General features: G+C 60.6%; 8 protein-coding genes and 1 pseudogene. 1 reads left to right on the top strand and 8 read right to left on the bottom strand.

Going from position 1 to position 11296, the window contains the following annotated elements; genetic code table 11:
- Window positions 1–33 precede the first annotated feature (33 nt).
- The 8 genes from AC1D2P_RS28990 to glnE form a co-directional block, all read right to left on the bottom strand.
- The gene (locus tag AC1D2P_RS28990; protein WP_109785414.1) at window positions 34–1485 is read right to left on the bottom strand and encodes a lipopolysaccharide kinase InaA family protein; all 1452 of its coding nucleotides are present in this window, start codon (window positions 1483–1485) and stop codon (window positions 34–36) included.
- Window positions 1485–2237, bottom strand: a complete 753-nt coding sequence (locus tag AC1D2P_RS28985) for a lipopolysaccharide kinase InaA family protein (RefSeq protein WP_477811714.1) — start codon at window positions 2235–2237, stop codon at window positions 1485–1487. Before AC1D2P_RS28985 ends, AC1D2P_RS28990 begins: the two co-directional genes overlap by 1 nt.
- The gene (locus AC1D2P_RS28980) at window positions 2234–2968 is read right to left on the bottom strand and encodes a lipopolysaccharide kinase InaA family protein (RefSeq protein WP_046028331.1); all 735 of its coding nucleotides are present in this window, start codon (window positions 2966–2968) and stop codon (window positions 2234–2236) included. The genes AC1D2P_RS28985 and AC1D2P_RS28980 overlap by 4 nt, the downstream gene beginning before the upstream one ends.
- Window positions 2968–3774 carry a lipopolysaccharide core heptose(I) kinase RfaP gene (rfaP, locus tag AC1D2P_RS28975; protein ID WP_046028330.1) on the bottom strand — a complete coding sequence of 269 codons (807 nt, stop codon included), beginning with the start codon at window positions 3772–3774 and terminating at the stop codon, window positions 2968–2970. The genes AC1D2P_RS28980 and rfaP overlap by 1 nt, the downstream gene beginning before the upstream one ends.
- Window positions 3771–4895 (bottom strand): glycosyltransferase family 4 protein, encoded by a 1125-nt coding sequence (locus AC1D2P_RS28970; protein WP_046028328.1) that lies wholly within the window; start codon window positions 4893–4895, stop codon window positions 3771–3773. The genes rfaP and AC1D2P_RS28970 overlap by 4 nt, the downstream gene beginning before the upstream one ends.
- Complete coding sequence (waaC, locus tag AC1D2P_RS28965; RefSeq protein ID WP_109785412.1) at window positions 4895–5956, bottom strand: lipopolysaccharide heptosyltransferase I; 1062 nt, start codon at window positions 5954–5956, stop codon at window positions 4895–4897. Before waaC ends, AC1D2P_RS28970 begins: the two co-directional genes overlap by 1 nt.
- Window position 5957: 1 nt before the next feature.
- On the bottom strand, window positions 5958–6992 hold the full coding sequence (gene waaF / locus AC1D2P_RS28960) for a lipopolysaccharide heptosyltransferase II (RefSeq protein ID WP_109785411.1): 1035 nt from the start codon (window positions 6990–6992) through the stop codon (window positions 5958–5960).
- A 131-nt stretch (window positions 6993–7123) separates the two neighbouring features.
- Entirely contained in the window at window positions 7124–10063 is a 2940-nt protein-coding gene (gene glnE, locus AC1D2P_RS28955; RefSeq protein WP_477811713.1) for a bifunctional [glutamate--ammonia ligase]-adenylyl-L-tyrosine phosphorylase/[glutamate--ammonia-ligase] adenylyltransferase, read from the bottom strand.
- 383 nt (window positions 10064–10446) lie between these two features.
- On the opposite strand from glnE, the pseudogene AC1D2P_RS28950 reads away from it, so the two are divergent.
- Window positions 10447–11296: pseudogene (locus tag AC1D2P_RS28950) on the top strand (pyruvate dehydrogenase (acetyl-transferring), homodimeric type); the annotation flags it as partial.

The raw sequence follows: 11296 nt of genomic DNA, 5'->3' as shown, positions 1-11296 counted from the left end.
GCTTGCTCCGGGTGGCATTCCGACGATGGCAATTCAGGCAGCGCCAGAGATATCTTTGGGCAAACGCTGATCGATGACCTTATAAAGCGCACTGCTCTCTGGCCAATTGCGCATGAACCGCGCCCGATCCCGCGCATAGGCCGGGGCAAAGCTGCCCGCCGAGCCATGCTGGCACATCGAATCCAGATCGATCAGCGCCCAGCGATCTTCCTGCCAGAACAGGTTATGGCCCTTGAAGTCACCATGGCTGATGCGCTCGCCAATCAACTCGGCGAACAAATGATCCAGCGCCAGCAGTTCCGCTTCAGGGGCGTTGCCGCTGTCGACGAAAGGCGCGAAGCGCTCGATGATGTCCGGTCCCGGCAGATACTCGGTCACCAGATACGCCCGACTGCGCAGCCAGAGAAATCGCTTCTCCAGCAACGCCAACGGTTTGGGGGTCGCAATGCCAAGGAAGGCAAGACGATTGCCTTCACGCCACGAGTGCCACGCTCGGCTCGGACGCCAGAAGCGTTTGAGCCAGTGGGCAAAGCCTTTGATGTTGTAGCGCTTGATCACCAGCGTCCGACCATCAACCTCGACTTTTCCTACGCTCGCCGCGCCGCCGGTCTTGTACAAATGACCTTCATCGAGCAACGCGTCGGCCTGCTCCAGCACCGGCAGCATCGCGGTTTCTTCTTCGCGACGGATCGCCCGCAAGCCAAACGCACCACGCTGGACGCTGAACAGCGTGCATTCGCGACCGACTTTGATCAGGAAGTCCTTCAAGCGCCAGGTGCGAACCTTATCGATCTGCTTCTGCAAGGCTTCCATCGGCAAGGCGTGCTCGCCGTTGCTCAACAGGTAATACACCAGCAGTTCTTCGGTGAACGGTTCCAGCGACTTGGGCAACTGCGCAAAAAATACACCGAGGTTTTCCAGCACCTTTTGCCGTGACAACGGCTGGCCCGGCGTCTCGGCACAGACACCGCCACCATCGATCAGGTACAACCGACCGCGCTGACGCAACAGGTTGTCCAGATGCAGGTCTTCCTGCCAGAGCCCCTTGCGGTGCATTTGGCCGATAGCGCCCAACGCTTCGGCCAGTACGGCCCCTTGCATATCCGCCAGCACCGGCAAGTGTTCGACTTGTTTCCAGGTATCCCCCAGGCTTTCGGCGCCTTCAAGGAAGTCAAACAACAGCCAGCCGCCCTCGCCTTCTTTCAAACCGTCCACCAGCAATTGCGGCGTGGTCAGCCCTTGATCGGCCAGCAAGCGCACACCGTCCAGTTCACGCTGAAAATGTCGCGCCGCTTTGCTGCCGACCAACAATTTGGCCAGCACCGGACGGCCGCGCCAGACACCGGCGCCGACATATCGCTGCCCCGGCAAGACCCGCAACAGGCTCAGCAATTGCAACTCTGCGGTCCCGGCGGCGTCGGCCAGTGAAATGTTCAGTGGCAGGCCCGGGCTGCGGCCGGCCGTTTTCAGTTCGGACAAACGCATCAGCGCGTCTCCTTGCGACTGCGCCGCGCGGTCAAGCGAGCAACCCAGTTGTCCACCAACGAGCTGTCTTGCGCCTGACCCACGTAAGCCGCCAACATCTCGCGCAATTGGCTGGCGGTCCACTCCGGCGCACGGCGCAGCAAAGGCTCCAGGTCCTTGACCCGATCACGCTGACCGAACAGCAGCGGCCGGGTTTTTTCCAGGTCGATCAACTGTGCCTGATAACCGTCGCCAGTAGCCTGCATGAAAATGTGTTTAGGGTAGAAGCAACCATGCACCTGCCGCACGCTGTGCAGCCGTCGCGCCAGTTCACCACAGGCTTTCAGGATGGCCGAATGTTGCGCATCGCTCAGGTCTGCCCAGCGCTGCAACAGCGAGTCGAGGTCATCCCAGCCGTCCAGCGCACGCGTCAACAAGACCGCACGGACTTCGCCATTAACCTTGCGCTCACCAAAAAAAACCGCCTGTAGCGCCGGAATACCGAGCGCTTGATAACGGCTGATGTTGCGAAACTCACGGGCAAAGCTCGGCTCGCCAAAGGGCGCGTGGAAGGTGCGCGTCAGGTAGTTGCTCTGACGCTTGAGATAGAAACCACGACCTTCCAGATCCAGCCGAARCACACTGCTCCAGCCACCGCCGACAGTGTTGGGTTCATCCACCGCTTCAAGCTGCTTGGCCCACAGCGCATCGAACGTGGCGAGACCATGGCGTTCAAGCAGCGCACGGTCTTCAGCAGCCAGAAAATCAGTCATTCGCGTCCCTCGAAAAATCTCACTACGTGCCGGATCCGTTTCTTGTCGGCGGCATTGAGTCGGTCCCGCTGGCGGTACTGCAGATAAAAGCGCAAGCGCTGGGTGGCCGACAGGTGGTATTTGGCCACCTTGTCCAGGCAAGCCAGGTCTTTGGTGATCCGGTACTGGAGCCAGAAGCCGCGCCAGAAATGGCCGTTGGGGCAATCGATCAGGAACAGTCGGGCTTGATCGTCGATCAGCAAATTGCGCCACTTCAAATCGTTATGAGCAAAGCGATTGTCGTGCATTACCCGGGTGTAATCCGCCAATTGCCGACTGACCGTATCGACCCAGGCACGGTCCGACAACTTGGGATCGTGCCGTTCAGCCAGTGCCGACAAGTCTTCAGTATTAGGCAGTTCGCGCGTGATCATCGCTCCGCGGTCGTACGCCGCGCCGCGCCGTTCCAGGCCCCAGGCCACGACTTCGGCGGTAGGAATACCCCACTTGGCGAAGCGTTTGAGGTTCTGCCACTCCGTCTTCACCCGGGGTTTGCCCAGATAACGGCGCAGGCCTTTGCCGGCACCGTTGTAGCGTTTGACGTAATAGTTGACGCCGTTGCGATTGACGCGGATGACCTCGGACAACAGGTCGCGGGTCAGCCGCTCACCCTGCAGCGCGAACACCGCTTCAAGGCTGCCAAAATCCTCTGCCAGCTCACTGTAAGCAGGTTCCAGTTTCCAACCCGCCATCAGAGCGCATCCCCATATCGCTGTTTACGGTCATAAAGTTTGTTGGCTTTGCCTTCCAGCCAGGCGAGCAGCGACGCTTCTTCGGCCAGAATCTGGCGCAGCGGCTGTTGAAAGTAGCCTTTGAGGAAACGCAGCTTGTCACGCCGGGTCAGGCCGATGTCCAGGGCCGAAAAGTACAGCGCCGCCAGATCTTTATTGCGCCAGCGCCGAGTGATTGCCGAACGGGTCTGGGCACGATGCAGGTCAATCACTGAGAGTTTGAAATCGTCGGCGGTCACCGGTTTATCGGTGTGCAGCAGAAAATGGCAGATGTAGCAGTCGCGGTGGTTGACCCCGGCGCGATGCATCATGCCGGTCATGCGCGCCACTTCGGCGATCAGCGCACGCTTTAGCCTGGGCTCGGGCGGATTCTTGATCCAGTCGATACTGAAGTCTTCGAGGCTGACGGTCGGCGCCAGCTCTTCGGTGACGATGAACGAGTGCTGGTCTGCCGGGTTGCTGCCCTTCTCGCCGTAGGCGACGGCGGTCATGGTTGGCACGCCGACTTCTTGTAGGCGCGCAATGGCTTTCCATTCCTGACCCGCGCCGAGGACCGGCAGCTTGGCCGTCAGCAGGTTTTTGAAGATCTCGCCCCAGCCAATGCCGCGATGGATCTTCACGAAAAAACCATTGCCGTTCACTTCAGTGCGCAAGGTCCGGCGCGCTTCCAGTTCACGGTAAACCTCGCCCTCGAGGCCTTCGACTTCGGTGAACGCATCGCGTCCGGCCCAAAGGCTCTTGAACGGTTCAGCCAGCATCAACTTCATTTAGCGCGCTCCGCCAGAATCACATCGGCCGCGTGCTGCGGCATGCTGTAGAGGTCGGCCGTCTCGGCAAAGGCCAGACCGTTGCGGCTCCAGGCCGCCCGTGCTTGAGCGTCATTCAACATACCGGTCAGGTATCGGGTCAGTTGTGCCTGCTCGAAGGGTTCGTCGAGCACCAGGCCGGCGTCGGCCTCGGCGATGTAATGGGCATAGCCACACACCGCACTCACCAATACCGGCAGCCCGGCCACCAGGGCTTCGAGCAACACGGTCCCGGTGTTTTCGTTGTACGCCGGGTGGATCAACAGGTCGGCACCGAGCAGGAAACGCGGGATATCGCTACGGCCCTTGAGGAACGTCACGTTATCGCCAAGGCCCAATGTGGCGCTCTGCATCTGGAATAATTTGGGGTCATCCTGGCCAATTACAAACAGCCGGGTGCGTTTCTTCAGATCAGCGGGCAGCGCGGCCAGTGCCTTGAGGCTGCGATCCACGCCTTTGGTCTTGAACCCGGAGCCGATTTGCACCAGCAGCAACTCATCGTCTTTGAGGTTGAATTCGGCACGGAACCCGGCGCGAATCTCAGCGGCATTGGCCGGTGCACGACGGTCTTGGGAAATGCCCGGTGGCAGCAGATGGAAACGCTCCAGCGGCGTGTCGTAATGCTTGATGAACAGCGGCTGCTGCACTTCGGAAATCATCAGCACTTCGGTCTTGGCGTCTTTGGCGAACACCGCGCGCTCGTACTCGGCGAAGTGCCGGTAGCGGCCCCAACGGCGGTACAGCGAGTTGCGCAGATTCTGCGCCTTGTCTTCAAAGCAGCCATCGGCAGCGTAGTAAACGTCCAGGCCCGGCATTTTGTTGAAGCCGATCAGCCGATCCACGGGACGCTTGGCCAGGTCGGCTTCCATCCACTCGCTGAGCTTCTCGTTGCGCCGATGATTGAACAGCGCTTTGACCGGTGCCACCAGCACTTCGAAACCCGGCGGAACGTCGCCCTCCCAGATCAACGTGTAGACACGAATCTGATGGCCGCGCTGCTGACATTCCAGGGCGATGCGCATGAAATCGCGCTGCAAGCCCCCGAACGGAAAATACTTGTACAAGACGAATGCCAATTGCATCAGCGCAGCTCCTCAGCCAGTAACAACGTGCTCAGTCGGGTCGCGACACGCTCGGGATTCAGACGCGTGAAGCACAGGGGCCACTCGCGTTTCAGGTCAAACTGACGGGCATCCTGGGCCGTCGGTTGATACGTACATTTCTTTTGCAGGCACGGGGCGCACGGGAAGTCGCTGGCGATGTGAATCTGCGCTTTGCCATAGGCACCGGTCAGGCCCGGGTTGGTCGGGCCGAACAGCGACAGGGTCGGCACATCCAGCGCGGCGGCCAGATGACCCAGGCCGGTGTCCACGGCGACACACGCCTGTGCACCGGCCAGGACCTTGCCGACGCCCGCCAGATTCAGCTTGGGCAGCACTTCGACATGACGGAACCCGGCGGCGATGCGCTCGGCCCGGGCTTTCTCTACCGGATTGCCCCACGGCAGCTTCACGCCGACGCCGAGATAACCCACGCGTTCGGCCAGCTCACGCCAGTAGGCTTCCGGCCAGTGCTTGGTGTCCCACGTGGTGCCGTGCAGGAACAGCACGTACGGATTCTTGCGCGGCAGTTCCACCAGGCGTTCGACGTTCAGGCCGTAATCGCCCAGACCCTTGGGCAAGTCGTAGCCCAATGCCAGCGCGAACAATTGACGCACCCGCTCTACCGCGTGTTGTCCACGGCCCACCGCCAGGCGACGGGAGTAAAAGCGCGCGGCCATCAGCTCGCGTGCCGAATCCTTGTCCAGCCCGGCGACCGGCGCCTTGACGTAACGCGTCAGCCAGGCGCTTTTCAGCAAGCCCTGAGCGTCGATCACCAGATCATATTTTGTGGCTCGAACGCTTTGTTTGAAGCGCTTCCACTCGCCACTCTTGATGGTTTGCCAGATGTTCTTGCGCCAGCGACGGATCGCCACCGGGATCACCTTGCCCACGGCCGGGTGCCAGGTCGGGATCTCGGCAAAGCCTTCTTCCACCACCCAGTCAAACTTGATGCCGGGGATTGCCCGGGCCGCGTCGGTCAACGCTGGCAGCGCGTGAATCACGTCGCCCAGCGAAGACGTCTTGATCAACAGAACCCGCAAACTATTTGACCTCGACCACAGTGCCCTGCAACCGCTGCAAGGCTTCGTTAACCGCTTGCGGCATGAGCTGGCGCAGGCAGTTGTAATGACCGAACCGGCACGTGCGATCGAAGCAGGGGCTGCACTCGATACCCAGGCGAACCACTTCGACATGCTCGGCCAACGGCGGGGTAAAACCTGGCGACGTCGAGCCGTAGATCGCCACCAATGGGCGGTTCAGCGCGGCGGCGACGTGCATCAGGCCGGAGTCGTTGGACACCACGGCATCGGCGCAGGACATCAAGTCGATGGCTTCGGCCAGCGAAGTGCCGCCGCTGAGGTTGACCGACTCTTCACGCAGGCCGGGAATCAGGCGCGCCCGGATGTCTTCGCCCACGGCGTGATCGTTTTTCGAACCGAACAACCAGACTTGCCAGCCTTCGCGAATCTTCGCTTCGGCGACCTTGGCGTAATGCTCGGACGGCCAGCGCTTGGCTTCACCAAACTCCGCACCGGGGCACAGGACCAACACCGGGCGGTCGAGGGCCAGGCCGAACTTGGCCAGCGTCGCTTCGCGGGTGACCGGGTCGATCTGCAAGGTCGGGCGTGGATAGGGTTTCGGCAGTTCGGCGCCGGGTTCATGGGCCAGGGCCATGAAGCGCTCGATCATCAGCGGATAACGTTCTTTATCCAGCGTGCGCACGTCATTGAGCAGGCCGTAGCGGAATTCGCCACGCCAGCCGGTGCGCTTCGGGATGCCGGCGAAGAACGGCACCAGCGCCGACTTCAGCGAATTTGGCAGCAAAATCGCCTGGTCGTACTGACCGGCCAGGGATTTGCCGATACGCCGCCGGGTCGCCAGCTCCAAAGCGCCGTGGCCGAGCGGAAAGCTCAAGGCCTGGCGTACTTCGGGCATGCGTTCCAGGATCGGCCGGCTCCACTCGGGGGCCAGGACGTCGATTTCGCATTGCGGGTGGCGTTGCTTGAGACACTGAAACAGTGTCTGCGCCATCACCATGTCACCGACCCAACTGGGCCCAACGATCAGAATTTTCATGTGGTTTCCAAAAACGAACCGGGGAGGCATACGCCTCCCCGCCTCGAGAATTCTACAAAACACTGCAGATCTTTTGTGGCAGCGAGCTCACTCACCACCACATTGGGTATTGGATGTTTCAATATCCCGCTTCAGCTTAGCCCCAGCTCACGCCAGATTCGCAACACCTGTCGCCGTTCATCCGCGAACTGGTCGCCCGGTATGACCCCGGCGTCCTTCTGCAAGGCCTGCCGGTGAGCGGCGGAGCGATAGGCTTTATAGGCCTCGCGCAACAAGCTGGCGTCTTCGGCGGGCATCAGCCCTTCGTTTGCCAGCTCTTCCAGAATGCGGAAATTATCAGACCAGCGCAGCAATGACGGGCACGCTTGGGACCACGCCAGGGCCGCGTATTGCACCATAAATTCAATATCGACGATACCTCCGGCGTCCTGCTTGAGATCAAACGGCGCCGTGGCTTCGAAGGCATTCGCCCCGGTCCCGGCCGCCGTACTCTTGGTGCCGAGGTTATCGCGCATCTTCGCGCGCATCTCACTGACCTCCTGACGCAGGGTCGCCAGGTCTCGCGGCTTGCCCAGCACCGCCGCGCGAACCCGCTCGAATTCCCGACCGACATCCGCGCTGCCCACCAGCACTCGCGCCCGAACCAGCGCCTGATGCTCCCAGGTCCAGGCCTCGCCGTGTTGATAACGGGCAAATGCACCGAGCGAACTCACCAGCAACCCCGCTGCACCCGAAGGTCGCAAGCGCATGTCCACTTCATACAGCTGACCGGAGTTGGTCTGTGCCGTCAGCAAGTGAATGATCCGTTGCCCCAGGCGGGTGAAAAACTGCGCACCATCGATTGGTTTTGGTCCGTCGGTTTCTGCCAGTGGATCGCCATCGTGGATAAACACCAGATCCAGGTCCGAAATATGCCCGAGTTCCAGCCCGCCGACTTTCCCATAACCGACAATGATGAAGTCGGGATCGCACAACCTGCCGTCAGCACGCAACGGCGTGCCGTACTTGGCCACGGTCTGGTGYCAAGCCAGGGCCAACACTTGTTCAAGAATAGCTTCGGCGAGCCAGGTCAAGTAATCGCTGACTTTCATCAACGGCAGGCTGCCGGCGATTTCCGAGGCGGCGACGCGCAAGCGGTGCGCCAGTTTGAAATGGCGCAGGGCTTCCATCTGCTGTTCGAGGTCGTCCTCGGGAATCCGCATCAGGCGCTCGCGCAATTCGGCGGCCAGCTCCGGCGCCAGTGGTGGCTTGAACAGCCGGCCTTCGTTGAGCAATTCGTCGAGCAGCAGCGGGAAGCGCGTGATTTGCTCGGCGATCCACGGGCTAGCGGCGCACAAGGTCATCAAGCGTCGCAGTGCGCCGGGGTTTTCGGTCAGCAACACCAGATAGGCGGAACGACGGGCCACGGCTTCAACCAGCGGCAGCACGCGCTCCAGCACCAGGTCGGGGTTGGCATGCTCGACGGCCTGAGCCAGCAAGCGTGGAATAAAGGCATCAAGGCGTTCACGCCCCAAACGCTGCATCGCACGAAGTTGCGGACTGCCGCGCAGTCCCGCCAAGGCTTTCAGGGCCTTGGTGGCGTCCTTGAAACCACCCTCCTCCAACTGCCGGCAAGCCGCCTCTTCGTCCTGGGCTTCTTCCCACAACGGCAGCCATTCACCGCCAACCACTACTTCGCTTTCGCCGCCTTGCTCTTCATCAGGATCGGCAATCACCTGAGCGAAATGCCAGGCCACGCGCCCACGCCAATACATCAGTTGCTCATGGAAGGCGTCCCAGTCGGCGAAGCCCATCATAAAGGCAATGCGCGCCTGGTCCTGCGCGCTATCCGGCAGCATCTGGGTCTGGCGGTCGGCAATCGCCTGAATCGCGTGTTCGGTGTAACGCAGGAATTCGTAGCCTTCGCGCAACTCGCTGATCACTGCCGGCGGCAGGTAACCCTGACCTTCCAGTGTGCTCAGTACTTTTAATAGAGGGCGTTGTTGCAGGCTCAGGTCGCGGCCGCCATGAATCAGCTGGAACGCCTGGGCGATAAACTCGACTTCACGAATGCCGCCAGAGCCGAGCTTGATGTTGTCGGCCATGCCTTTGCGCCGGACTTCCTGCTGGATCAGCTGCTTCATGGTGCGCAGCGCTTCGATGGCCGAGAAGTCCAGGTAACGCCGGTAAACGAAGGGGCGCAGCATGTCCTGCAATTGCGCACCAGTCACCTGATCACCCGCCACCACGCGCGACTTGATCATCGCGTAGCGCTCCCAGTCACGCCCCTGATCCTGGTAATACTGCTCCAGCGCATTGAAGCTCAAGACCAACGCACCTGCCGAACCGTAAGGGCGCAGGCGCATGTCGACGCGGAACACGAATCCGTCGACCGTCATCGGGTCCAGCGCCTTGATCAGGCGTTGGCCCAGACGAATGAAGAATTCCTGGTTATCCAGTGAGCGCTTCACACCGACGGTTTCGCCACCCTCGGGGTAGGCGAAGATCAGGTCGATGTCCGACGACAGGTTCAACTCCACCGCGCCGAGTTTGCCCATGCCGAGGATGACCATTTGTTGCGGCTCGCCACTGCGGCGGCCGGTCGGCACACCAAACTGCTCGCAATGACGCGAATACAACCACTGATAGGCCTGATCGATACTCGCATCGGCCATGTCCGAGAGGTCGCGGCAGGTCTGAACCAGGTCGGCCTGGCGGGTCAGGTCGCGCCAGATGATCCGCACTTGCTGGCGGGTGCGCTGACGGCGCAGGGCGCGGCCGAGTTCGTCCTCGGTTTGCGCCGCATTCACCGCTGCCGCAATCTGCCCGCACAACTCGCCGGGGGCAAAACCGCGATCCAATTCGCCGGACTCAACCAGCCCCAGCAACATCAAAGGGTCACGCACACTCTGTTCAATCACAAAGTCGCTGGCGGCCACGACGCGGGCGAATTGCGCCCAGCGTTCAGGTGTCCAGGTGGAGAGCCGATGATCGTCCTCAAGGGCCGCAACGGCGGTGCGCAGCGACTGTTCGGCGCGGGTGACAAGCGGCAGGAGAATGCCGGGCAGTTCGGCAAGCGTGGGAAGGCTCATGGTCTATCCTTGATCGGCGTACAACGGGTTGCATGTAGTGAATTTTCATATTGCACTACGTGAAGGACTGTCGAACAAAAGTTAGAAATAGCTGAAAATTCTTTATTTTTGGCAGTGAACATCAAGCTTTCACCTTTTGTGGTTGGTAAAAGACCAACCTTAACGATTATTCTCACAACGCAGCCGGAGGCCACAAGCCATTCATCTGTAGTTTTACTACTCGTATATACATTCGAAAGGCTGAAATGCCCGAAGATTTGTAGTAAAACTACACGCCGCCGGAACAACCTCTCGGCAATCCAAGAATTTATATCGTCTGCCCACAAGGCCAGTCGCAAACTCAGGCAACCGATTCTGGAAGCCTTTCCGCCCTGGAGCAAGCCATGCAAGACCTCGATCCCGTCGAAACCCAGGAATGGCTGGACGCCCTGGAATCGGTTCTCGACAAAGAAGGCGAAGACCGCGCTCACTATCTGATGACCCGTATGGGCGAACTGGCGACCCGCAGTGGCTCGCAGCTGCCTTACGCCATCACCACGCCGTACCGCAACACCATTCCCGTAACCCACGAAGCACGCATGCCTGGCGACCTGTTCATGGAACGCCGCATTCGCTCGTTGGTACGCTGGAACGCGATGGCCATGGTGATGCGTACGAACCTGAAAGATTCTGACCTGGGCGGTCACATCTCCAGCTTCGCCTCCAGCGCCACCCTGTATGACATCGGCTTCAACTACTTCTTCCAGGCCCCGACCGACGAACACGGCGGCGACCTGATCTACTTCCAGGGTCACACCTCGCCAGGCGTTTACGCCCGTGCGTTCATGGAAGGCCGCATCACCGAAGACCAGATGAACAACTTCCGCCAGGAAGTCGACGGTCAGGGCCTCTCGTCCTACCCGCACCCTTGGCTGATGCCTGATTTCTGGCAGTTCCCGACCGTATCCATGGGCCTGGGCCCGATCCAGGCGATCTACCAGGCACGTTTCATGAAGTACCTGGAAGCCCGTGGCTTCATCCCTGAAGGCAAGCAGAAAGTCTGGTGCTTCCTGGGCGACGGCGAGTGTGACGAGCCGGAATCCCTGGGCGCCATCTCGCTGGCTGGCCGCGAGAAGCTCGACAACCTGATCTTCGTCATCAACTGCAACCTGCAGCGCCTCGACGGCCCGGTTCGCGGGAATGGCAAGATCATCCAGGAACTCGAAGGCGTGTTCCGCGGTGCTCAGTGGAACG

The sequence above is a fragment of the Pseudomonas sp. P1_F1_2 genome, from assembly GCF_056405815.1.
This window is presented reverse-complemented; position numbering and strand designations above follow the sequence as displayed.

What these genes read in the sequence shown, in the direction of transcription:
- AC1D2P_RS28980 (WP_046028331.1), bottom strand. Translation starts at nt 2,968, where the DNA reads ATGGCGGGTTGGAAACTGGAACCTGCTTACAGTGAGCTGGCAGAGGAT.
- AC1D2P_RS28990 (WP_109785414.1), bottom strand. Translation starts at nt 1,485, where the DNA reads ATGCGTTTGTCCGAACTGAAAACGGCCGGCCGCAGCCCGGGCCTGCCA.
- AC1D2P_RS28970 (WP_046028328.1), bottom strand. Translation starts at nt 4,895, where the DNA reads ATGCAATTGGCATTCGTCTTGTACAAGTATTTTCCGTTCGGGGGCTTG.
- waaF (WP_109785411.1), bottom strand. Translation starts at nt 6,992, where the DNA reads ATGAAAATTCTGATCGTTGGGCCCAGTTGGGTCGGTGACATGGTGATG.
- rfaP (WP_046028330.1), bottom strand. Translation starts at nt 3,774, where the DNA reads ATGAAGTTGATGCTGGCTGAACCGTTCAAGAGCCTTTGGGCCGGACGC.